Source organism: Flavobacterium sp. ASV13, from assembly GCF_000745775.1.
Classification (GTDB): Bacteria; Bacteroidota; Bacteroidia; order Flavobacteriales; family Flavobacteriaceae; genus Flavobacterium.
This window is the reverse complement of the sequence record NZ_JQJY01000008.1, coordinates 1-22,551: the sequence shown is the minus strand read 5'-3', so window position 1 is coordinate 22,551 and position 22,551 is coordinate 1. Positions and strand designations below refer to the sequence as shown.

The window sequence follows — 22,551 nt, the reverse complement described above, 5'->3', positions numbered from 1 at the left end:
AAAATTGGAATACAAAGTTCGTCTTTTTTAATGGCAATTACAATCTAAATAGCAAATCGAAAAATTCAATATCAATATCAAAATGTAAAAACAAGGTCTGAAACTTAGAATCCACTGACATCACTAAATACCTCATAATAAACACAATAATAATACTTTGCTAACTTTATTGTAACATTAATTTTTGAAATTGCATTTTATTTAGTCATTTTCATTAAAATTGAAATTGACATTGTTATTTATTTTATTTGTAAGTTTGTGGTCGCTTAAATTCTTTCTTGATTCAAAAACAAGTAACGATTTGTAAATCAGATATGTCATTACAAAATATTAACATTACTTCCAAAAATTACAAAAAACTTTCTATTCAGGTTTCTCTGACTGGATTTTCATTTTGTTGTTTTGACACTTTAAATAATGTCATTACAACCTATAAAGAAATAAAGTTTGATACGTCAGGCAAAACCGGTAAAATTGAAGATCTGTTTAGCGAGGCTTTCAAAAATAATTCTGAATTAAAAGACATTTACGACGAAGTAATGGTGATTCACAACAATAATCTTTCGACTTTTGTTCCAGAACCTTTGTTTGATGAGGAATATCTTGGAAGTTATCTGCAATACACTACAAAAGTTTTTGAAACCGATTTTTTTACGTTTGATCAAATTTCAAATTATCACATGAATTCGGTGTATATTCCGTATGTGAATATCAATAATTTTTTGATTGATAATGTTGGATCATTTGATTACAAACATGCCAATAGTATTTTGGTCGAAAAAATTCTGGACAATTCAAGAAACAACGACGAAAAGAAAATGGTGGTCAATTTTAATCCTGGCCATTTTGAAGTTATAGTGGTTCAAAACCAGAAACTTCTTTTTTTCAATTCATTTGAATATCAAACCCCTGAAGATTTTCTATATTACCTACTATTTACTGCCGAACAATCGAATTTAAATCCCGAGATTTTTCCTCTCGAATTATTAGGCACGATAGACCAAAACGATCCGTTTTATGCCATTGCGTATAAATACATTCGTAATATATCCTTTCTGGATGTAAGCACGTTACAGCAAAAAAACAGCTTCTCTTTAAAAGAAAATCAAAAACATTATATCTTATTCCAATCATGAGAATTATTTCAGGAAAACACAAAGGGCGTCGAATTTCTCCACCAAAAAACCTTCCTGTAAGACCAACAACTGATATGAGCAAAGAAGCATTATTCAATGTTTTGAACAATCATTTCAGTTTTGACAGCTTAAAGGTTTTAGATCTATTTTCAGGAACTGGAAATATCAGTTATGAATTCGCTTCACGCGGAAGCGCACCAATTACCTCTGTAGATGGTGATTTTGGATGTGTAAAATTCATCAAACAGGTTTCGTCAGAATATGATTTTGATATTGCGGCAACAAAAAGCGATGTTTTCAAATTTTTGGAAAGCTGCAAAACTTCTTATGATATTGTTTTTGCCGATCCTCCTTACGGACTCGATCAGGCGACTTTTGAAAAAATTGTACTAACTGTTTTTGAAAGAGATTTGCTTCATGAGGACGGAATGATGATTATTGAGCATTCAAAATATACAAAGCTTGATCATTTGAGTAATTTTTCTTTTCAGAAAAGTTATGGCGGTTCTTTTTTCAGTTTCTTCGAATTAAACTCAACTGACGATGATGAAGAACTTCCGGGAGATTCTCCAATAAAAATTACAGAAGAAGACGAAGGATAATTTTCTTCTTTTTAAATCATAAAAAATCCCTTGAAATTTCAAGGGATTTTTGTTTTATTTCAGCTTTTAAACTTTCTTCTTCTTCTTCAAATTAATATAATAGTTAATACCAAAACCAATCGTCCATTTTGTATCTACCCGACTAGCATTCGGACTTAATTTATTTAATGGTTTTCCGAGATCGACATTCTGCAGATCTAAAATAAGACTCATTGAATCTGAATATTCATCAGAAAAACTAAAAGTATAGCCAATTCCAATTCCAAAAGACTGACTCCATTCTTTTGCAATTTCCATTTTGCTGGAGGTAAAATTGCCATTCGTATAATTATAAGAATTTTTATGCGCTTCAATAGTCGAAATGGAATATTTTGGAAGAATTTCAAAATAAGAAACCAATTCATTTCCTAAAATAATCTTTGGACAAAAACTAAAATTAACCGCAGATACCGACCTTGTAATTTCAGCAATCATAACATTATTAGCATCAAGCTTACTGCTAGATTCCAGACTTCCTAGCAAACCGCTAATTTCAATTTCAGGTTTTATGTATTTACTCACATTAAATTCAGCTCCAGATCTTAAACTTAAAAAACCTGAATTTTCAAAATCAGAATGTAGATAAATTCCAGCACCAACAAAAGGCTTAACAATCTGAGCGTTAGCAAAAACAAAACTCAATAAAAACAAAACAGTCAATATTCTTTTTTTCATATTCTTTATTAGATTTCCATTCTTTTAATTACGATCTAAAGAACGTCACTTTTTTTCAAAATCAGTAAGAATAAGCTTAAAAATATTTTTAGTTTTTATCGGACTCTATTTTCGTTTTCATCAATATTTTTTTCTTTGAATTGGCTTTCTTTTATTTTTCCGAAGGAATATTTAATTGCAATCGAAACTTCATGAGCATCAACTACATATCTTGCTTTTGAACTAATATTGTTAATCGTAAATTCTTCTTTTTCAATTACATTTTTAAAAACATTATTCCAACTCAAAGTACAATTCCAGTTTTTAAAAAACTTTTTTGACAGCGCCATATCAAAAACAAATCGAGGATTTCGTTCAAAAACACCTTTGTATTGCGTTGTAGCGCCCCACCAACCTATCATTATATTATAATCTTTTGGAAGTTTGAATTCATTATTAGAATAGAAATACAAATAAGGTTTTGAAGATAAAAATACCGCCGATGCATCTTCAATTTTCTCCAGAATAAAAATCACGGAGTTATTCATTGTCCAAAATTTATATGTAAAAGGCACTTCAAAATCAAGGTTTAATCCCCATTCTTTATCAAAATTTACATCTTTAAAAGTCATGATATTTTGTTCATTATCAAAAAAGAAACTATTGTAAACCGGATTTTTATTTTGATAATAACTCAGTTTTACCGATTTATCATGATATTGAAAAGACGTCGAAATTTCATCAATAATAGTTGGATCCAGAAAAACATTCCTTGAATACAAAAAATACGGATTAATGTATGTTGCGCCTTGGCTTAACGAAGAATAATTAGGTCTCGAAATGCTTTTTGCGTAATTTACGTTAATGCTTTTTGTACTATCAATTGCATAAGTAAACTGTGCTTTCGGAAAAAAGTTGGTGTAGTTTTTATCAATCAAAGGCAACAAATCGGTTTTAAATTTGCCGTTTACATTTGTATTTTCTACTCTGATTCCAATTGAGAAATTGACTTTTTTTATTTTTCCGGAAAGCTGTGTATAGCCAGCCAGATTTTGTTCTTCAAAATCATAATTACTGATTTCATTTGTATTTGTTTGATTATAAAAAATAGCAATATCTGACTTTGAGTTTGCCGACGAAAATAACCCGCCAGCTTCTAATTTCATTTCGTTTTTGATTTTTTTCTCCAAATCAATTCTTCCTGAAAAAACATTTACTTTAAATTTCTGATCGCGAATTTGTGTCAAATCAAATTGTGTATCATTAAAATTATCCTGAACCTGGCTCCAGGATTTCTGATCGAAATTAGAAAACTGTAATCCCGTAAAAACTTGCGTATCAATAGATTTTATCTTCTTAGAATAATTCAAAAATGAGTTTACAAAATTCTTTTGTCCGTCATTATCACTATACGTTACAACATTATTTACTTCATCTTTATTTTTATTATTCGTGATTGTATTAATCGGAAAAGAATCACTTTGCAGTTTGCTGCTTATATTAAACGAAAAATAATCTTCATCGTTTATCTTGAAAAAGAAACCGCCTCCAAAAACAAATTGTTTCCTTTTTGTACTCGCAGTTACATCATATATAGAAGCAATTTCGGCAGCTGGAATCTGATAATCAATACTGTGATTCTCCCACGGATTCAATCGGTTGTAATTAAAATTAGTTTTCCATTCTATTTTGTTTTTTTTGAAGCTGGAATTAAATCCTAAGTAGTTATTGAAGTTCTTTTTAAAAGAAGCCGTTTCAGAAACTTCAGTTCTAAAACTATCTTTTTTGCTAAATTTTCTGGTAATTAAAATTACGGCGCGGCCTTCGGCTTCATATTTTGAAGATGGATTTTGAATGATTTCAATTGTTTTGATATCGGCGACAGCCAAAACATTCAAATCATTCATTGTCACTTTTTGATTGTCAATATAAATCAGCGGACTTCCTTTACCGACAACCGTAATTTTTTCGCGATCTGAACTCACTTGTACCGCTGGCAATTTTGTAAGCAAATCAACCGGATTTGGAATTGAATTGTAAATTGAATTCGCAACATCAACTTTTATATTTCCGTTTGAATTGGTAAACGTTTTTTTGTTTCTACTGATGACGACTTCTTTCAAATAATTTGAAATTGAGTCTTTTGGAGATTCATTTTGGGCATTAGCTAAAAATGAAAACAAAAAAAGTAAAATTAGGAGGAGAATTTTTAGAGGCATATAAAGATAATTTTTAGATTATTTTGATTTGAGAAAGTGCAAAAGTGGTTCTAAAAAAATGTTCTGAAGGTTAATTGTAGGTTAATGCGCGGTTAATGGCTTTTTTGTTTTATAAAAGCATTATTTTTGAGCGGAGAAAATTGGCACACAGATGACACGGATTGAACTGGTTCATGCGAATTTATTTTTTTTAAAGAGTCCATTAAAATTTAATCTGTGCAAACCAGTTCAATCCGTAAAATCAGTGGCCCATAATTTCAAATAAAAAATGAAACAAAGAATCAATTTATTAATAGCGTTTTCTGTCGTAGCATTTATTGTTTTGACGACGGTGCAATGTTATTTGGTAAAAACCACTTACGACTACAAAGTGGCGCAATTTCATACTCAGATTAAGAATGAAATTGCTCAAATCACTAATAATTACAGTGATATTGATTCGGTATTGGTTTCTAAAAAAGAAGCGCTTTACAAAAGTTTATCTGAAAATTATATTCTTGGAAAAAACAGCAAATCAACTGTTAAAACCGGAATTTTAGAAAATGAATATAAAGATGCTTTAACCCAAAAAATTCAGCGAAAGTTTGAACGGGATTTGCCCAATTTTAAAATTGATTTTGCGATTGTTCTCAACAAATTTATTCTCTACAAAAACACCAAAAAAGCCGATACAATTTTCTCTGAAAAACCTTTTATTGAAAATAAATTATACGGAAATCTGGCTTCACTGAATCATGCTTTTTTGGTTCGAAGTTATGTTGGAACCACAAACGGAAGCTTTGAAAATCAGAATTATCAATTGCTGACTGAAGATTCGATGTACGTTTCTGTAATTGATTGGGAAATGATTATTTTAAGACGAATGACTTTTGTTTTGATTTTGTCTTTGTTTTCGATTGCTACGATTATCACCCTTTTTGTGATTGCGATTAAAGCTTTGATTAAGCAGAAAAAAGTCAGCGATGTCAAAACTGATTTTATCAATAATATTACGCATGAACTCAAAACGCCATTGGCAACTTTAGGAATTTCTACAAAGATTTTAGAACAAAAAAGCATTCGTGATAACGACGAAAATTTCAATTCGATTGTCAATACAATTTCGCGTCAAAACAATCGACTTCAGAATCTGATTGATCAGGTTATGGCAAATTCATTGGCAGAAAATGAGATTGAACTGAAAAAAGAAAAAATTGAAACTGAAGATTTTCTGCTTTCGATTGTAAACGATTTTAAAATTGCATTTCCGAAAATCAATCTTAAAACAGATTTTCAAACACAGAAAACCGTTTTAATTTTAGATAAATTTCATTTAACAACTGCATTTCTAAATGTTCTGGAAAACGCTGTAAAATATGGTTCTAAAACCATTACCGTTAAAACGAGAATAGTTGAAAAACAATTATCCATTATTTTTGAAGATGACGGAATTGGCATTTCCAAAAACAAACAATCACTGCTTTTTGAGAAATTTTATCGTGTAGAACAAGGAAACCTTCACAACACAAAAGGTTTAGGTTTAGGACTTTATTATGTCGATCAAATCGTAAAAGCGCATCAGGGAACTGTTAGTGTGATTAGCGATTTAGGAAAAGGAGCTCAGTTTACTATTTTATTAAAAGTTTAATTACCTTATTTTGAAAAGATTACTTTTGGCCGAAGACGATTTTGATTTTGCTGCGATTTTAAAACAATATTTAGAATTGCATCAGTTTGAAGTAATCTGGGCAGAAAATGGCGAAATAGCTTTAGACTATTTTAAAAACCAAACTTTTGATATTTGCGTTCTTGATGTAATGATGCCCAAGCTGGACGGATTTTCATTGGCTGAAAAAATAGTGGCTATCAATCCTGAAATTCCGTTTATTTTTCTAACTGCGAGAAAATTAAAAGAAGACAAAATCATTGGATTAAAACTTGGAGCTGATGATTATATCGCAAAACCTTTTGAGGTCGACGAACTAGTTTTACGTTTGCAGAATATATTAAAGAGAATTGAGCAAAAAAGAAGCCTGGAAGGAAATAATATCATTGAAATCGGTTCTTATATTTTTGATAACGAACGTTTAACACTCAATAATAAAAATCACGTTCAACAGCTCACAGAGAAAGAAGCTTCTCTTATAGAATACCTATATCTAAACCATAATCAGTTATTAAAAAGAGACCAAATTTTAATGTCGGTCTGGAAAAAAGACGACTATTTTTCGGGACGAAGCATGGATGTTTTCATCAGCCGACTAAGAAAATATTTTAATTCTGATCCAAAAATCAAAATTGAAAGTGTTCGAAATATTGGATTGGAATTTAAAATAGAAAAACCTTGATTCGTCAAGGTTTTTCTGTTTTATGCTTAAAATTATTTTCCGATTACCCAGCCTAAACTAAAGTTTGCAATTGGTGTAAATTCAGTATCATATTGGTCGATATTTACTCCAGCTCCAATATGTAAATCAATATTAAATTTTCCTTTATAAGTACGCTGGATTCCCCAAACTGGGCCAATTGTAAAAGAAGGAACTTCTTCATCAAACCATTTATTTGTTGAAATTGACTGAAAATCATAATGAGCATTCAAAGCAATAAAATTTCCCGAATTATATGCGGTTCTTTTTCCTTTGGTTGCTCTTTTTTCTAAATTATAATAATGACGTAATTGTTCTGTAATTCTTGGTGTAAAATACCAAGTAGATTCATCGTACCAGCCATTATGGCGATAACCCGTTACTAAACTTGCTTCAGAATATAAAGTGGTTTTTTCAGAAAAGCCATGCTCATATACAAAACCCGGCAATAGTATTACATTGATTTTAAATTGATTTTTCGCAACTGAAACGGGTGTATCATCTTGCGCATGAACGTAAGATGCAGCAAAAAGCAACATCAAAAAGTAAATTTTCTTCATATTTTGGTTTATCGATTAGTGGGCGTAAAAATACTATTTAATCAATATGAAGCTATTAAAATTAAAAATATTTCTTACAATTTTCATCCTTGAAATCATATAATTTATGTAAGTAATTGTATAACAACATTTAACAAATACAAGGATAAATTTGTTATATAACTTTAAAACTAATAATCATGAACCTAAAAAGATTATTCGGTGGACTACTTACTGTTCTCGGAATTATAGGACTTATTTATACTGCCGTAATTTTTGCCGGCACTAGCGGAGAAACCAGAGATGTAAAATCTTTAATTATTTATGGAATTTTAGGAATCGTATTTTTTATGTCTGGAATCAGCTTGGTTCGAACTACAAAAGACGAATCGTAAGTTTAAGGTGCAAAGGGATAAAGTGACTTAGCGGCAAAGAATTTAAACCTTTGCGACTTTGCAACTTTGTCTCTTTGTAACTTTATCAAAAAATTATTCCTCAGAAACAGTACTCAAATTTAGTTCTGTAAAATCTCTTTCTGTTTTTGAAATGATGATTGTTGCAACTGTATTTCCAATTAAGTTTGTAATAGCTCTGGCTTCACTCATAAATTTATCTACGCCTAATAAAAAAGCCAAACCTTCAACAGGAATTTTATGAAGTGCAGTCAATGTCGACGCTAGAACTATAAATCCGCTTCCGGTTACACCGGCAGCGCCTTTTGATGTAATCATCAAAATTCCTATTACGGTCAAGATTTCGAAAAAACTCAAATGTACATCATACAGCTGCGCCAAAAATATCACCGACATCGAAAGGTAAATTGAAGTTCCGTCAAGATTAAAAGAATAACCTGTTGGAATCACCAATCCCACAACCGATTTACTACAGCCCATTTTTTCCAATTTTACCATAATACTCGGCAAAGCTGCTTCAGAAGATGAAGTTCCGAGAACCAATAAAAGCTCTTCTTTTATATATTTTAAAATGGAAAGAATACTTATTTTATAATATCTGAGAATACTTCCTAAAACCAAAAAGACAAACAGGGCCATTGTCAGATAAACGCAAAGCATCAATTTTCCAAGCGGAATCAAAGTTGCCAAACCAAATTTCCCAATCGTATAAGCCATTCCTCCAAAAGCACCAATTGGAGCCAGATACATCACATATTTCAAACCTGTAAAAACAACATTCGAAATTCGTTCTAAAACTAAAACTGTTTGTTCTCTTTTTTTATAAAATTTTAAGGCGATTCCGCAGACAATTGCAGCGACTAAAACCTGTAAAGTGAAATTGGAAAAGAAAAACTGCAACCATGAAAAATGTTCTGCTGAACTATTTGTATATTGACTTGCATCGCCAATTTGCAATCCCGATTTATCAATTTTTCCCGGCTTAAACAAATATGCCACTGCAACTCCAATTGCTAAAGCAACAGTCGAAACGACTTCAAAATAGCCTAAAGCTTTTACGCCAATTCGGCCGACTTTCTTTAAATTTCCCATTCCGGAAATTCCTAAAACAATCGTCAGGAAAATAATTGGTCCAATAAAAAGTTTGATAAGATCAATAAATCCTTTTCCAACTTTTTCCATTTTAATTCCATTTTCAGGCGAAAAATGTCCGAGCAAAATTCCTGCAATAATCGCAATCAAAACCCAGAAAGTAAGGTTGGTTATTATAGTCTTAAAAAGACTTTTTTTATTTTTTGAAGAAGTATTTGGGGTAGAAATATTCATGAAAATTAGTTAGATAGTTTCACAAATATATAAAAAAAGCAGACCTATAAGCCGGATTCTGTTCTTGTCTCGCTTTACAACGAAACAATACCTTATCATTTATCTAGATCGAACATTACTGCGCGACTCAAGCTACCTACCCTTCAACAACGGACGAGAAGCCCTTAAATGCTGATATACTTGGTATTTCACCGCATAGAGTTTACCTGGTTTCACTACAGCATTACCTGTACATACTTTCTGCTGCACTTGTCCTAATCCCGATAGCTATCGGGACCGACGGGTGTTACCCGCTATGCTTCTCTATGGTGTCCGGACTTTCCTCCCTCCCGATCCCGATAGCTATCGGGACGGAACGACGATAAGGCGGTCTGCGGTGCAAAAGTAACACTTTATAAGTGAAGAATAATGATTTTAAATTTTCCATTTTATGAATTATATCATAACTTTTTAATTTTAAAATAGTTATCTTTAAAATTCCATAATTTTTAAATTCAGTTATCATGAAAAGAATGTATCATTACGCAACTGTTTCAAAGGCTTTAGATCAATTGAATGAGAAAGGATTTACGTGCGATTTTAATCGAAATGCTGACATGATTAAAAAGAATCCTGAGAAATTTGAAATTGTTCATGTGTATCGATACGAGGGTGAATCAGACCCGGGCGATGAGGCAGTTGTATACGGAATTAAATCGACTACAGGCAAAAAAGGAGTGTATGTTGCTGGCTTTTCAGCCGATTCAGATCAGGAAACAGCAAAGTTTTTATTTGATTTAAGCATTAGGGGAAGGTAATTTTTAATTTAGTTTTCAGTCTCAGTTTTTTAATCTGAGACTGAAAACTAAAAAACATTAATCCAAATAATCCGGCGGAAACATTTCTTGTCCGTATTTCACAAAAATGGAGTTTATTTTTTCTTTCTTTTCAATTTCAGAATCCGAAGAATTGGTTTCCATATAACTGGCAATTTCTTCAAACAAATCATCTAAACCAGCGGGAGTAACTGTACATAATAATTTAGCCGGTTCGTTTCCCATATTTTTAAAACCATGTACAATTCCACCTTTCGGAATATTAACAAAAGCATTTTTCTTCGCAACATAAATCCCTAATTCCGATTTAAAAGTAACCTCGCCTTCCAACACAAAAAAAGTTTCTGTAAAATCAGCATGTGCGTGCGGGTTTGGTCCAGCGCCAAGCGGAACCGACATTTCGATTACAGCATATTCGCCATTCGTTTCTTTTCCTGAAATGACAATACGGTAACTTCCTCCGGCAATTTTTAATTTATGTCCTTGGGTTTCGTCGACAGTTATTATTGGATTTTTCATTTCTTTTTTTATTAATTTTCTCTTTTTGCTTTTCTCTATAAAAGATAAAAATTATCTATTCATGCTGTGTCACGTCATTATATTGCCAAAGCACATTAATAATTTTCCATTCGCCATTTTCCTTCACAATGTGCATATAATCAATCCATGCATCAGCAAATAATTTAACCGATGCTGTTTTAGCAGAAACATCTAATAACTTGATTTCTTTTCTTGGGTTCTTCGGGAATTTATCGCCTTTCACATTATAAGTTTCTGCCAGAATAACCATATTTTCAGCGAAGAATTCTGAGATATAATCTTTTTGAGCGACTTTATTTCTGAAAACAGATCTTTTCACCATTCTTGGATGCAGTGCGCTTTCCATAAGTTTAGGATTCGGATTATGTTGCGCTTCGATATAAGCTAAAGCAACGCGTTTAATATCTAAAGTATCTTGTTTAGTTTGTGCGTGAATTTTAAAAGAATAAAATAGTATTGTAATTAGTGTTAGATATTTTTTCATGTAAATGAGTTTAGAATTCATCATATTGATATTGTCAGCTTCGTTTTAATTCGGAGAATAATCAAGTTTAGTCAAAACCCGATCTTCAATATTCCCCACAACATCACCGTATTTTTTAGTAAATTCTTTTTTAATTTCGATCCATTCTTTATCAGCTTTAAAACCTTCCCATGCTTGTTTCATTGTTTTTTCGTCTGGCCATTCCAGAAAATAAACAAACTCGGTCTTCTTGTCTGATTTTGATTCGTAAATAGAAGTAATTTTAAAATTGTATTTTTTCATGATTCGCATCGCGTGATCTCGAAAACGCTCATGAAAATGATTTTTGTTGTTTTCAAAAATTTCATAAATACGCAACTGATAAACAGGATTTACTTGTGCTACATTCTGCGCTTTTGAAATAAATGTTGTAACGAATAATAAAGTCAATAAAAATAGTTTCATTTTAGGTCTTATTAAGGTTAAACTTGTAGTAAAAATATGAAAATCCTATTTATAAAATTAAATTAAAACATCTTACTTTCTCAAATTCAAACCACTCACAAATGACTCAAAGATTTATTAATTTCAGATTTGTGATTTGGTAATTTTCAGACTATATTTGCTATCGAATAAAAAAGAATATGGAACAATTTGTAGTATCGGCACGTAAATATCGCCCACAGACCTTTAAGGATGTTGTGGGGCAAAAAGCCATTACAAACACGTTGTTGAATGCGATTGACAGCAATCACCTTGCTTCTGCCCTTTTGTTCACCGGACCACGTGGAGTTGGAAAAACTACTTGTGCACGTATTTTGGCCAGAAAGATAAATCAGCCTGGATATGACGATCCAAATGAAGATTTTGCATTTAATGTTTTTGAGTTAGATGCTGCTTCAAACAACTCCGTTGATGATATTCGTAACCTGATTGATCAAGTTCGAATCCCGCCACAAACCGGACAATACAAAGTGTATATTATTGACGAGGTTCATATGTTGTCTTCGGCTGCTTTTAATGCTTTTCTGAAAACATTGGAAGAACCGCCAAAACACGCTATTTTTATTTTAGCAACAACAGAAAAACACAAAATCATCCCGACGATTTTATCTCGTTGCCAGATATTTGATTTCAAAAGAATTACAGTAAAAGATGCTAAAGAACATTTGGCTGATGTTGCTGCAAGTCAGGGAATCAATTTTGAAGATGATGCACTGCACATTATTGCTCAAAAAGCAGATGGTGCAATGCGTGATGCTTTGTCTATTTTTGACCGTGTAGTTTCGTATTGCGGAACTAATTTAACGCGTCAGGCTGTAACTGAAAACCTAAACGTTTTAGATTACGAAACCTATATTTCAATCACAGACTTGATTCTGGAAAACAAAATTCCAGATTTGTTGATTGCCTACAACGACATTCTTTCAAAAGGTTTTGACGGACATCATTTTATTGCTGGTTTAGCATCTCATTTTAGAGATTTATTAGTAAGCAAAACTCCTGCAACTATTGCGTTATTAGAAGTTGGAGAACAGGCACAACAAATGTATGGCGTTCAAGCGCAGAAATGCTCTCAGGACTTTTTATTAAAAGGAATCGACATTGCAAATGACTGCGATTTAAAATATAAATTGAGTCAGAATCAGCGACTTTTAGTTGAATTATGCTTAATGCAATTAGCCTCTATCAATTTTGATGGAGAAAAAAAAAAGCTGAGCAATTCATAATTCCGCCTACTTATTATAAAAATGGAAGCTTTTCGATTGTTGAAGTTCAAACCTCAAAATCGAAAGCTGAAAGTCAGACTGTTTCCGAAAATATAAAATCAGAAAATACAACTGCTCCAACTGAAGTTGAAAGTCCAAAAAACACAACTATTTCTGAAACTCCGAAAGTTCAGACTTCTCAAACTCCAGAAACAGAATCCAGCAATACTCCAAAAGTTTCCGCTTTTTCTCTTGCCAGTATCCGCAAGAAAAAAGAATTGGAACAAAGCAGTAAATCTTATGTTAAACCTTCTTCTGTATTGCCTACCGAGGAATTTAACGAAACGGATATGCTTTTGCATTGGAATAAATATGCGGAGCGTTTAGGTCAGAAAGGTCTAAAAATCATGGAATCTATCTTATTGATCAGCGATCCTGTTTTAAACGGAACAAGAATCACTTATGAATTACCAAATGAAGGTTCTAAACTGGAATTTGAAAGTCAGATGAATGGATTACTTGGACATTTAAAAGGACATTTGCACAATCATGATATTACAATTGAGGTAATTGTAAATGAACAAGCCGAAACCAAAAGAACTTATAATAATCAGGATCGATATAATCGCCTTTTAGAAATCAATCCAAATCTTGAACTTTTACGCTCAACATTTGGACTGGATTTAAAGGATTAATTTTTGGTTCCGAGAATTTATTTATTCTGAAATCCGAAATTATACACTTTCTCAAGCCATTTTTTTCTTTGAATTTCATCGGCCGTTTTTATAATTCCGATATAACTCACTTTTACTGGTTTTATTCCGCAAAATTCCAAAGTTGATTTTTTTAATTGATTCACACTTGGTCTTCCAAAAAACAATCGATAATACCAGCCTGGCTGATCTAAAGTTGTTATGATATGAGCTGTTTTTCCTTTAAGAAGTTTATCCCACCAAACCGAATTCTCTCTGTATTGAAAAGCCATCCCAGGTAAAAATAAACGATCAATAAAACCTTTTGTGATTGCCGGAAGCCCGCCCCACCAAACAGGGTGAATCCAAACTAAATGATCGGCTCTTTGGATTTTCTCCCAGGATTCAATTAAATCTGGTTCTAATTCAGTTCGTTTTTGATAACCAAACTGCAAATTCGGATTAAATTTTAAATCGGCAATTGTAATTGTTTCAACTTGAGTTCCAGAAGCAATTGCGCCGTTTTTATAAGATTCAGCAATTCCGAAGTTGAAACTTGCTGAATTAGGATGTCCGTTTATAATTAGTATTTTTTTCATATCAAAGTTTTCTCAAAAATACTTTTTACAGATTTTCTTTCAATAGACAAATGTCCTGAAAACTGCTTAATTATTCTCTCGCAGATTTGGCAGATTAAGGGGATTTTGAAAATCTTAAAATTATTTTACAGATTTTCAAAAATAAATCTCCAAAATCTGCGAGATCAGCGAGAGAACTTTCCCTCTAAAATTAAAGACTCAAAATCGCTTTTCTGATTCGGCTTAAATGTCTTGGAGTAATTCCTAAATAAGAAGCTAAATATTGCAATGGAATTAGCTGCAAATATTTTTGATGATTCTGATATAGTTCTTCGTAACGTTGTGCTCCAGATAATTTCTGAAAAGAAACCATTCTTTTATGAAGATTTACAAATTCAATTTCGGTTAACTTTCTTCCCGTTTCCTGCCAATTAAAACCTGACATATACAGTTTTTCTAAAGCTTTTCTATCTAAAATCTGCAATTCGGTTTCGGCAAGAGCCTGAATGTTTTCTTCGGCTTTTTCTTCGGTAATGAAACTGGCAAAAGAAGCCATAAATTCATTTTCGAAAGCAAAACAATTTGTGATTTCGTCACCTTTATGATTTACAAAAAAAGATCTCAGAATACCTTTTTTGATAAAAACAATCTCATTACAAACCTGATTCTCAGTCAACAAAAGTTCACCTTTCTTCAAAGTTCGAAAAGTTATTAAATCATCTAAAAGATTTAATTCTTCTGGAGAAAAGTTTTGAATGGACTGAAAAACGGATCTCATATATTAATCATTAGAATCAAAAACTCTTTCGATTCTTTTATCCGGAATAAGCCATGACATAGCTACAATAAAATATGCAGCGCCAGAAATCCATACATTGTAAAACGAAGAAATAATTCCGACGATGTATAAAACTGCTGAAGCTTTTCCTTTTAAATCTTTACCAAGCGCTTTTCGCAAAGGAGAATCTTCGCCTTCATTGCACATAATTACATATTGCAAAATAACATAAGCAATTGCACATAGCAATAAAATAATACCATACAAAGCCATTGATGCTTTTGCAAAATTATGTTCACCCATCCAGCCCGTTGAAACCGGAATCAATGAAAGCCAAAACAATAAATGCAGATTACTCCAAAGTACTTTTCCGTTTACTTTTGATAAACCATGAAGTAAATAATGGTGATTATTCCAATAAATTCCAACATAAATAAAACTCAAAACATAACTTAAAAACTTGGGAATAAGCGGTTTTAAATCGGCAAATTCATGTCCCGCCGGAACTTTGATTTCTAAAATCATGATAGTTATGATAATAGCTAAAACGCCATCACTAAAGGCTTCAAGTCTGGTTTTGTTCATTTATTGAAAATATAAAATTAAATTTTGCCGTAATACATTGCTTTTACAATTCCGTCTGAAAGTCCAATTTTTGGCACATAAATCTGGCGTGCTCCGCTCCATTTCATTGCGTTCAAATAAATACGCGTTGCATGTATGATAACATCGGCACGGTCGGAATTCAAACCTAATTCGGCAATTCTTTGTTCATACGTTAATGAATTCAAGAAAGCATATTGCGAATTAATATAAATGTATGAAAGCGGCTTTTCCTGTTGCTTTCCAGACATTTTAAACAATTTATTGATGTTTCCTCCTGATCCGATTAAAGTAACTTCATCATAATCGGCAGTATTGGTTTTAATCCATTTTTCAATTTCATCCCAAACTACATCGCATACCATATTATTTAATAAACGTACTGTTCCGGCTTTAAATGATCTTGAATTAATCATTTTTCCGTCAGAAAACAATGTAAACTCGGTACTTCCACCTCCAACATCTACAAATAAATAGGTTTCATCTGTTTTTAATAAATGATGCAAATCTGTCGAAGCAATTATGGCAGCTTCTTTTTTACCGTCAATAATTTCTATTTTAATATCGGCTTTCTTTTTAATCAAGGCCACAACTTCTTTGGCATTGTACGCCTCACGCATTGCCGAAGTAGCAAACGCCATATAGCGCTCTACTTTATGAACTTTCATCAAAAGATTGAATGCTTTCATGGCATCCACCATTCGATCTGTATTTTCTTGTGATATTTCTCCAACAGTAAAGGCATCTTGTCCCAAACGAATTGGCACACGAACAAGCGAACTTTTATTAAATTGTGGTTCTTTGCCTTCTTGTTCTACAACATTCGATATCAGAAGCCTCATGGCGTTTGAACCGATATCTATTGCTGCAAATTTTCTAATATTAATCATGCTCACTTATGATTTGAAAAATTGGTTTTAATTAATCTATTTTTTGAGGAACTGTTTCAGCTATCTCAATTTTGTTTTGGTAATATTTATAGGTTTCAAATTGCGCTCTAAATGGGGCATGATGATTTCGAGGCTTGTATTTGTTATCTAATTTATATGAATGATATCTTACTTTAACATTTCCTTTCCATGCAATATTAAAATTATCAATCAGTTCTTTTTTAATTTCAAGATCATAAATTGGACAGGTTACTTCTACTCTTCCATCAAGATTTCTAGTCATAAAATCGGCAGATGAAATATAAACTTCAGTTAAACCTGCGTTTCCAAAAATATAAACTCGCGAATGCTCTAAGTAGTTATCTACAATACTTATTGCTTCTATATTTTCGCTCATTCCTGGAATTCCGGGAATAAGAGAACAAATTCCTCTTACCTGAAGCTGAATTTTTACGCCCGCATTACTTGCTTCGTAAAGTTTATCGATCATTTTAAAATCAGACAAACTGTTCATTTTTAATTTAATATGTGTTTTTCTACCAGCAAGAGCGTGCAAAATTTCACGATCGATTAATTTAATGAACTTGCTTCTTGTATAATGAGGAGATACAATTAAATGTTTGTATCTGTGAACTCTATAATTGATATCGAAGAATTCAAATATTTTTGATGTGTCTTTTAAAATTCCCTGATGACAGGTAAAAAGTGTAACATCAGTATAAATTTTTGCTGTTGATTCATTAAAGTTTCCAGTTGAAATAAATCCGTAACGGCGTGTTTTCCCATCTTCAATTCTTTCAATTACACATATTTTACTGTGCACTTTCAAGCCTTTAATTCCAAAAATAAGATCAATTCCTTCCGTTTGCATTTGTTCTGCGTACGAAATATTACTTGCTTCGTCAAAACGGGCCTGAAGCTCAATTTGTACCGTTACTTTTTTACCATTTTTCGCCGCATTAATTAAAGAACTGATAATCTGTGAATTCTTTGCTAAACGATATAACGTAATTTTAATACTTGTAACCTTTGGATCTAAAGCTGCTTCGCGTAAAAATTTAGTCAAATAAGAAAAAGATTGATAAGGAGCGTGTACCAAATAATCTTTTTTGTTGATTTTTTCCAGAATACTTCCATCGAGGCTTAGACCTGGAACCGGTAAAGGTTCATTTGGTTTGTACAATAAATCATAACGTCCCAGATTTGGAAATCCCATATAATCACGACGGTTGTGATATCTTCCACCAGGAATTATACTGTCAGTTTCTACAATTTTCATTTTTTCTAAAAAGAATTGCAGCGTATCTTCTTCAATTAAATTGTCATAAATAAAACGAACAGGCTCACCAATTCGGCGGTCTTTTACAGAAGTCGATATTTTTTCCAACATACTTTTACTTAAGTCGCTGTCTATATCTAACTGTGCATCACGCGTGATTTTGATCATATGTGCCGAAACACTTTTATAATCAAAAATATTGAAGATGCTTTTTAGTTTGTAACGAATTACATCATCAATTAAAATTACATATTGTTTATCGTCTTCTGAAGGAAGTACAACGAATCGGTTTATATTTTTTGGAATTTCAATTAAAGCATATCGAACTTCATCATTTTTCAATTCCAATCGAACTGCCAAGTATCCTAAAGTATCTTTTAAAACTGGAAAAACTGCCAGATCATTCAAAATAATAGTTACCAACTCCGGACTTAATTTTTGTGTAAAAAAGTCTTTTAAGAAACATTCCTGTTTTTGGGTAATCTGAGTTTCGTTAATGATAAAGATATTTTCGGCTTCCAGCTCTGCTTCAATATTTCCAAGAATACGCAAACTTTCAGATTGTTGCTGAATTACGATTTCGGTAATATCCTTAATTAATTGATGGGCAGAAATTCCGCCTAAATATTTTTCGCCAGAAATACCTGAAAGGCTCAATCTCCGAATTGCAGCATATCGAACTCTGAAAAATTCATCTAAATTGTTTGAAAAAATTCCAACAAAACGCAGTCTGTCTAAAAGAGGAACTGTATTATCTGCAGCTTCCTGAAGCACCCTTGCATTAAACGCTAACCAACTTTTTTCTCGATCGATATATTTCTGTTCGTACACTTTATTTATTTTAAATCTTTGGGGAAAATTGTTTTATGTGTCTTGCCTTTATTGAGAGCATCCCAGCTATCAGAATCGAATTGCAGGGATACAAAACCTGAAGTCGGAACGTTTTCGATAAAAACATCCCCAAATTTATTAACAAAATTTGTAATAGCCTCGTTATGTCCAAAAAGAATAACGCTTTCTAAACTATTATCACACGATTTGATAACTTTTTCGAGCTGTTTATCATCAAAAGTATAAAGTTCATCTTTGAAAACGATACTTTCTATGGGGTAAGAAATATTTTGAGCAAAAATAAGAGCAGTTTCTGAAGCACGTGCAGCAGTACTGCTCCATATTATATAGGTTTTCGGGAGATATTTTGAAATATTAGAAGATACTTCGTGAGCATCTAAAATCCCTCTTTTCATTAAAGGTCTGTCAAAATCTTTTAAAGGTGCTTCCCAGCTAGATTTTGCATGTCGTATTAAAATTAAGTTTTTCATAAAAAGAGTATTTAATAATAAATGCATTGATTCAGAAAACTACTTTCTAAGTTCTAATTTACAAAAGAATTTTTAATCCTCCTCTATTTTTTATTTCTGTTAACATTCTAAGAAAATTTTAACAAGAATGCGAAATCTTTAAAACTTTAACAATCCAAAAAACCGAGGGATTTGTTTTAACAAAAAAGTGTACTTCATCTATTAAAACTATCACTTCATCGATATTTTACAAATTTGTAAAATTTTAACTAAATAATTGATTATTAACCATTTACAAAGATTCAAAAGTTGGTTTTTTGATTAAAAAAGGAAGAAAAAGAACAATTTAAATTTGTTAATATCGGTCAAAAAATGATTTTTTTTGATCGATTTTTTGGCAAAAAAAGGTAGTTAAACGAGTTTTTAGGTTAGTTACAGACAAAAAAATTTAATTACAAAAACTCTAATATAATTTTGATTCTGTTAAAATTTCATAAATACCACAAAACTAAATCTTAAGTTATGAAAAGTAAATCTACTCTTGAAAAAGCAGTGAAATTTGTAGCAAATTGTAAGTCTATTTTTTCGTTCAGAAAAAACATCTTCGATAAAAGTATTTTTTCATTACTGCTTTGTTTGATTACAACCGTTTCATTTGCGCAATCTGGTTCGTGTAGAGCAACTCTGGGAGTTGAAAAAGACAGGATCTACAGTAATGCAGGCAAGGACGGTGCTTATTTTACACTGGTTTTATCCAATACAGGAAATTCAGATGATGTTTATAACTTAAGCGTTTTAAACATAAACTCCAGCTGCTCGAATAATGATGGAAGCAGTTCGTCTCAAAACGTAAATTTGACTGGAAGTTTTTTGGATAATAGCAATATTCCAATCACTTCTATCTCGCTTTCAGCCAATCAAACAGCTACTTTTTCAGTTCATTTAACAGTGCCACAGGGCACGGCCTACAACAAATGGAACTGCATGCAAATCAATGCTACATCAACAAACTGCGCTAATTACACAGTAAACACTGTTGTACATACGATCGTAAATAATCCTTCTGAAAATTAAATATTCACAGCAAAATATTTAGTTGTTTTTCAATTTAAATTCCTATAAAATGAAAAAAACATTACACTTTATCCATTTAATAAAAAAAGCTCGCATAACGTTTTGTATGCTGTTTTTCTTATTATCATCTGCCATAGGTTTTGCACAAACAATAACACCAACGAAAACTGTTACTGTTGCGCCTGGAGTTTGTGGAGCGCTGGATGTTGAATTAAAAATTCAGGGTTCAAATCCGGTTGTAAGACCTTTAGAAGTTGTTTTAGTTATTGACGTATCCGGAAGTATGGGTGATGGAAACAATCCAAAACCTTTAGCATATGCTCAGGATGCTGCTATTGATTTCATCAATAAAATGTTTGATCCGGTTAACGACCCATTAGGCAAAAATAGAGTTGCTATTGTAACTTATAGCACTACTGCCACTATTAGACAGGGATTAACACTTGCAAGCGGTAAAAACGGATTAATAACTATAATAAACGGGCTTACCGCAAATGGAAACACCAATATTCAGGACGGGCTTGTAAAAGCCAAAACAGTGTTAGATGGTGCAACTTATGACTGTGCTACTGCAAGGAGTGTGGTTTTATTGACCGATGGAGTTCCAAACGTAACAGGAACTAGCGGAAATGGCTGTAGCGGATCTTGTCTGCCAGCCATTACAACTGCTGCAAATAATATAAAAACTGTTACTGTTTCAAGCACTACTTATAACAATCAAATCTTTTCTGTTGGATTATTTGGTGCCATTAGTGGAAGTGACCAAACAAACGCTGAAAATGTACTGAATACAGTTCAGTCTGGAGGTTCATTTTTTACAGAAAACGCAGCCAACTTAACTGGAATTTACAATCAAATTTTTACTCAGTTATCTTGGGTTGCTAAAGGAATAACAGGAACTCCTTTTGAAAAAGAGACTGTAGGTGCTAATTTTACAATTGGATCAGTTACAGTAACCAAAGGAACTACAACAATTACCGGACAAGAAATTGCCTGGAATATTGATTTCTTAAATGTTGAGACAATCACTTTAAAATATCGATTGACTCCAAAACCAAATACATGTGGAAGCCAGCAAGTGAGTTCGTCGAAACTTTTCTTTCAAAACGCCCTTTGTGCTAATGCAACGCAAGACATAGTTTCACCTATGACAGATGTTCCTTGTCCAATTATTACAATTGCTTCACAAACAAATGTAACATGTTATGGAGGAAACAATGGAGCTATCACTCTTAATACTCCAACAGGAGGACAAGGTCCATACACTTACAAATGGACAAAAAATGATGTTGATTTTGCTACAACAAGAGATATTTCTGGTTTAAGTGCTGGAACATACAAAGTTAGCGCAACAGATAGCAATAATTGTGCTACAGGCATTTTAACTATTCAAATAACGCAACCTGCTGGAGCTTTAGCAATTGCCGCATCGTCTAAAACAGATGTTCTTTGTTATGGCGCAAGTACAGGAAGCGTTACAGCTGGAACCGTAACAAACTCCGTTGGAACTGTTACTTATTCTTGGAAAAATGCCGCTAACAATGTAGTTGGAACAACTCCATCAGTATCTAATTTGCCAGCCGGAACTTATACCGTGACTGTAACGGATTCCTGTTCGAGTAAAACTGATACTGTAACAATTGGACAGCCAAACGCTGTTTTAGTTGCTGCTGTAAATACCAAAGTAGATGTAAAATGCAAAGGAGATTCTACCGGTTCGGCTACTGCATCTGCAACCGGAGGAACAGGAACTTATTCCTATTCTTGGAATACTGTCCCTGTTCAAACTGGAGCTACTGCAAGCGGACTTAAAGCTGGAACATACATCGTAACAGTAACCGATCAAAATGGATGTACCGATACCGAAACAGTTACAATCGGCGAGCCATCAAATACTTTGGATGCCGCAATCGATTCCAAAACTGATGTAAGCTGTAAAGGTGACTCTACTGGTTCTGCAACAGCTTCGGCTACTGGTGGAACAGCAAGCTACTCTTACTCTTGGAATACGGTTCCTGTGCAAACTGGAGCAACTGCAAACGGACTTAAAGTTGGAACATACATTGTAACAGTAACAGACCAAAATGGATGTACCGATACCGAAACAGTTACAATCGGAGAGCCTTCAAATACTTTACTTGCTGCAATAGATTCTAAAACAGATGTAAGCTGTAAAGGCGATGCTACTGGTTCTGCAACAGCTTCGGCTACTGGCGGAACAGCAGGATATTCTTATTCTTGGAATACTGTTCCTGTACAGACTGGAGCTACTGCAACAAATCTTGTTGCCGGAACTTATATCGTGACAGTGACCGATTCAAAAGGATGTACCGATACTGAAACAGTAACAATCGGCGAGCCTTCTAATACTTTGGTTGCCGCAATAGATTCTAAAACAGATGTAAGCTGCAAAGGCGACGCGACTGGTTCTGCAACGGCTTCGGCTACAGGCGGAACAGCGGGATACTCTTATTCTTGGAATACCATTCCTGTTCAGACTGGAGCTACTGCATCAAATCTTGTTGAGGGAACTTACATCGTGACTGTGACTGACTC

23 protein-coding genes and 1 other RNA gene are annotated in these 22,551 nt (G+C 32.8%); 10 read left to right on the top strand and 14 right to left on the bottom strand.

The window, feature by feature from the left end:
* Nucleotides 1-314: 314 nt before the first annotated feature.
* Together GQ47_RS16695 and GQ47_RS16690 are read left to right on the top strand one after the other, a co-directional pair.
* Nucleotides 315-1,136: a DUF3822 family protein gene (locus GQ47_RS16695; protein ID WP_035650816.1), complete on the top strand. Its 822-nt coding sequence runs from the start codon at nt 315-317 to the stop codon at nt 1,134-1,136.
* A complete protein-coding gene (locus tag GQ47_RS16690) occupies nt 1,133-1,738 on the top strand; it encodes an RsmD family RNA methyltransferase (RefSeq protein WP_035650813.1) in 606 nt (201 codons plus the stop codon). Before GQ47_RS16695 ends, GQ47_RS16690 begins: the two co-directional genes overlap by 4 nt.
* A gap of 66 nt (nt 1,739-1,804) precedes the next feature.
* On the opposite strand, the gene GQ47_RS16685 is transcribed toward GQ47_RS16690, so the two are convergent.
* A complete protein-coding gene (locus tag GQ47_RS16685; RefSeq protein WP_035650810.1) occupies nt 1,805-2,452 on the bottom strand; it encodes a hypothetical protein in 648 nt (215 codons plus the stop codon).
* Nucleotides 2,453-2,547: 95 nt separating this feature from the next.
* Nucleotides 2,548-4,650 (bottom strand): outer membrane beta-barrel family protein, encoded by a 2,103-nt coding sequence (locus GQ47_RS16680; RefSeq protein WP_035650808.1) that lies wholly within the window; start codon nt 4,648-4,650, stop codon nt 2,548-2,550.
* A 268-nt stretch (nt 4,651-4,918) separates the two neighbouring features.
* On the opposite strand from GQ47_RS16680, the gene GQ47_RS16675 reads away from it, so the two are divergent.
* Nucleotides 4,919-6,277, top strand: coding sequence for a sensor histidine kinase (locus GQ47_RS16675; protein ID WP_035650805.1), 1,359 nt, complete (start codon nt 4,919-4,921; stop codon nt 6,275-6,277).
* A 10-nt stretch (nt 6,278-6,287) separates the two neighbouring features.
* Nucleotides 6,288-6,977 carry a response regulator transcription factor gene (locus GQ47_RS16670; RefSeq protein WP_035650802.1) on the top strand — a complete coding sequence of 230 codons (690 nt, stop codon included), beginning with the start codon at nt 6,288-6,290 and terminating at the stop codon, nt 6,975-6,977.
* 32 nt (nt 6,978-7,009) lie between these two features.
* On the opposite strand, the gene GQ47_RS16665 is transcribed toward GQ47_RS16670, so the two are convergent.
* A complete protein-coding gene (locus GQ47_RS16665; RefSeq protein ID WP_035650800.1) occupies nt 7,010-7,555 on the bottom strand; it encodes a hypothetical protein in 546 nt (181 codons plus the stop codon).
* 179 nt (nt 7,556-7,734) lie between these two features.
* Here GQ47_RS16665 and GQ47_RS16660 point away from each other — a divergent pair, with 179 nt between their 5' ends.
* A complete protein-coding gene (locus tag GQ47_RS16660; protein WP_035650797.1) occupies nt 7,735-7,929 on the top strand; it encodes a hypothetical protein in 195 nt (64 codons plus the stop codon).
* Nucleotides 7,930-8,022: 93 nt separating this feature from the next.
* On the opposite strand, the gene GQ47_RS16655 is transcribed toward GQ47_RS16660, so the two are convergent.
* Nucleotides 8,023-9,273: a cation:dicarboxylate symporter family transporter gene (locus GQ47_RS16655; RefSeq protein ID WP_035650794.1), complete on the bottom strand. Its 1,251-nt coding sequence runs from the start codon at nt 9,271-9,273 to the stop codon at nt 8,023-8,025.
* 31 nt (nt 9,274-9,304) lie between these two features.
* Nucleotides 9,305-9,651: RNase P RNA component class A (gene rnpB, locus GQ47_RS22970), an RNA gene on the bottom strand.
* A 125-nt stretch (nt 9,652-9,776) separates the two neighbouring features.
* Between rnpB and GQ47_RS16645 the strand changes: the two genes are divergently transcribed.
* Nucleotides 9,777-10,070, top strand: a complete 294-nt coding sequence (locus GQ47_RS16645) for an SH3 domain-containing protein (protein ID WP_035650787.1) — start codon at nt 9,777-9,779, stop codon at nt 10,068-10,070.
* A 57-nt stretch (nt 10,071-10,127) separates the two neighbouring features.
* On the opposite strand, the gene GQ47_RS16640 is transcribed toward GQ47_RS16645, so the two are convergent.
* From GQ47_RS16640 to GQ47_RS16630, 3 genes are read right to left on the bottom strand one after another with little or no spacing between them, the layout of a single operon-like run.
* Entirely contained in the window at nt 10,128-10,607 is a 480-nt protein-coding gene (locus GQ47_RS16640) for a cupin domain-containing protein (protein ID WP_035650784.1), read from the bottom strand.
* A gap of 55 nt (nt 10,608-10,662) precedes the next feature.
* Nucleotides 10,663-11,112 (bottom strand): nuclear transport factor 2 family protein, encoded by a 450-nt coding sequence (locus GQ47_RS16635; protein WP_035650781.1) that lies wholly within the window; start codon nt 11,110-11,112, stop codon nt 10,663-10,665.
* Nucleotides 11,113-11,157: 45 nt separating this feature from the next.
* Nucleotides 11,158-11,556 (bottom strand): NIPSNAP family protein, encoded by a 399-nt coding sequence (locus GQ47_RS16630; protein ID WP_035650778.1) that lies wholly within the window; start codon nt 11,554-11,556, stop codon nt 11,158-11,160.
* Nucleotides 11,557-11,735: 179 nt separating this feature from the next.
* Here GQ47_RS16630 and dnaX point away from each other — a divergent pair, with 179 nt between their 5' ends.
* A complete protein-coding gene (dnaX, locus tag GQ47_RS16625; RefSeq protein WP_035650775.1) occupies nt 11,736-12,821 on the top strand; it encodes a DNA polymerase III subunit gamma/tau in 1,086 nt (361 codons plus the stop codon).
* Nucleotides 12,822-13,078: 257 nt separating this feature from the next.
* Nucleotides 13,079-13,495 (top strand): hypothetical protein, encoded by a 417-nt coding sequence (locus GQ47_RS16620; protein ID WP_035650772.1) that lies wholly within the window; start codon nt 13,079-13,081, stop codon nt 13,493-13,495.
* Between the two features lie 17 nt (nt 13,496-13,512).
* Here GQ47_RS16620 and GQ47_RS16615 read toward each other — a convergent pair whose 3' ends face one another.
* From GQ47_RS16615 to GQ47_RS16590, 6 genes are all read right to left on the bottom strand, one after another.
* A complete protein-coding gene (locus tag GQ47_RS16615) occupies nt 13,513-14,091 on the bottom strand; it encodes an NAD(P)H-dependent oxidoreductase (protein WP_035650769.1) in 579 nt (192 codons plus the stop codon).
* Between the two features lie 190 nt (nt 14,092-14,281).
* Nucleotides 14,282-14,848, bottom strand: coding sequence for a Crp/Fnr family transcriptional regulator (locus GQ47_RS16610; protein ID WP_035650766.1), 567 nt, complete (start codon nt 14,846-14,848; stop codon nt 14,282-14,284).
* Nucleotides 14,849-14,851: 3 nt separating this feature from the next.
* Nucleotides 14,852-15,433 (bottom strand): TMEM175 family protein, encoded by a 582-nt coding sequence (locus GQ47_RS16605; RefSeq protein WP_035650763.1) that lies wholly within the window; start codon nt 15,431-15,433, stop codon nt 14,852-14,854.
* Nucleotides 15,434-15,450: 17 nt separating this feature from the next.
* The gene (locus GQ47_RS16600; protein ID WP_035650761.1) at nt 15,451-16,341 is read right to left on the bottom strand and encodes a Ppx/GppA phosphatase family protein; all 891 of its coding nucleotides are present in this window, start codon (nt 16,339-16,341) and stop codon (nt 15,451-15,453) included.
* A gap of 31 nt (nt 16,342-16,372) precedes the next feature.
* Complete coding sequence (gene ppk1 / locus GQ47_RS16595; protein WP_035650759.1) at nt 16,373-18,451, bottom strand: polyphosphate kinase 1; 2,079 nt, start codon at nt 18,449-18,451, stop codon at nt 16,373-16,375.
* A 5-nt stretch (nt 18,452-18,456) separates the two neighbouring features.
* A complete protein-coding gene (locus GQ47_RS16590; protein ID WP_035651362.1) occupies nt 18,457-18,942 on the bottom strand; it encodes a SixA phosphatase family protein in 486 nt (161 codons plus the stop codon).
* Between the two features lie 501 nt (nt 18,943-19,443).
* On the opposite strand from GQ47_RS16590, the gene GQ47_RS16585 reads away from it, so the two are divergent.
* Nucleotides 19,444-19,995 (top strand): Fn3-like domain-containing protein, encoded by a 552-nt coding sequence (locus tag GQ47_RS16585; RefSeq protein ID WP_035650757.1) that lies wholly within the window; start codon nt 19,444-19,446, stop codon nt 19,993-19,995.
* A gap of 49 nt (nt 19,996-20,044) precedes the next feature.
* On the top strand, nt 20,045-22,551 hold a 2,507-nt coding region (locus tag GQ47_RS22930; RefSeq protein WP_152561051.1), incomplete at its 3' end, for a VWA domain-containing protein.

Bases quoted from the DNA above. Each gene is read 5' to 3' on its own strand.
- GQ47_RS16695 (WP_035650816.1), top strand. From the start codon at position 315: ATGTCATTACAAAATATTAACATTACTTCCAAAAATTACAAAAAACTT.
- GQ47_RS16690 (WP_035650813.1), top strand. From the start codon at position 1,133: ATGAGAATTATTTCAGGAAAACACAAAGGGCGTCGAATTTCTCCACCA.
- GQ47_RS16685 (WP_035650810.1), bottom strand. From the start codon at position 2,452: ATGAAAAAAAGAATATTGACTGTTTTGTTTTTATTGAGTTTTGTTTTT.
- GQ47_RS16680 (WP_035650808.1), bottom strand. From the start codon at position 4,650: ATGCCTCTAAAAATTCTCCTCCTAATTTTACTTTTTTTGTTTTCATTT.
- GQ47_RS16675 (WP_035650805.1), top strand. From the start codon at position 4,919: ATGAAACAAAGAATCAATTTATTAATAGCGTTTTCTGTCGTAGCATTT.
- GQ47_RS16665 (WP_035650800.1), bottom strand. From the start codon at position 7,555: ATGAAGAAAATTTACTTTTTGATGTTGCTTTTTGCTGCATCTTACGTT.
- GQ47_RS16660 (WP_035650797.1), top strand. From the start codon at position 7,735: ATGAACCTAAAAAGATTATTCGGTGGACTACTTACTGTTCTCGGAATT.
- GQ47_RS16655 (WP_035650794.1), bottom strand. From the start codon at position 9,273: ATGAATATTTCTACCCCAAATACTTCTTCAAAAAATAAAAAAAGTCTT.
- GQ47_RS16645 (WP_035650787.1), top strand. From the start codon at position 9,777: ATGAAAAGAATGTATCATTACGCAACTGTTTCAAAGGCTTTAGATCAA.
- GQ47_RS16640 (WP_035650784.1), bottom strand. From the start codon at position 10,607: ATGAAAAATCCAATAATAACTGTCGACGAAACCCAAGGACATAAATTA.
- GQ47_RS16635 (WP_035650781.1), bottom strand. From the start codon at position 11,112: ATGAAAAAATATCTAACACTAATTACAATACTATTTTATTCTTTTAAA.
- GQ47_RS16630 (WP_035650778.1), bottom strand. From the start codon at position 11,556: ATGAAACTATTTTTATTGACTTTATTATTCGTTACAACATTTATTTCA.
- dnaX (WP_035650775.1), top strand. From the start codon at position 11,736: ATGGAACAATTTGTAGTATCGGCACGTAAATATCGCCCACAGACCTTT.
- GQ47_RS16615 (WP_035650769.1), bottom strand. From the start codon at position 14,091: ATGAAAAAAATACTAATTATAAACGGACATCCTAATTCAGCAAGTTTC.
- GQ47_RS16610 (WP_035650766.1), bottom strand. From the start codon at position 14,848: ATGAGATCCGTTTTTCAGTCCATTCAAAACTTTTCTCCAGAAGAATTA.
- GQ47_RS16605 (WP_035650763.1), bottom strand. From the start codon at position 15,433: ATGAACAAAACCAGACTTGAAGCCTTTAGTGATGGCGTTTTAGCTATT.
- GQ47_RS16600 (WP_035650761.1), bottom strand. From the start codon at position 16,341: ATGATTAATATTAGAAAATTTGCAGCAATAGATATCGGTTCAAACGCC.
- GQ47_RS16590 (WP_035651362.1), bottom strand. From the start codon at position 18,942: ATGAAAAACTTAATTTTAATACGACATGCAAAATCTAGCTGGGAAGCA.
- GQ47_RS16585 (WP_035650757.1), top strand. From the start codon at position 19,444: ATGAAAAGTAAATCTACTCTTGAAAAAGCAGTGAAATTTGTAGCAAAT.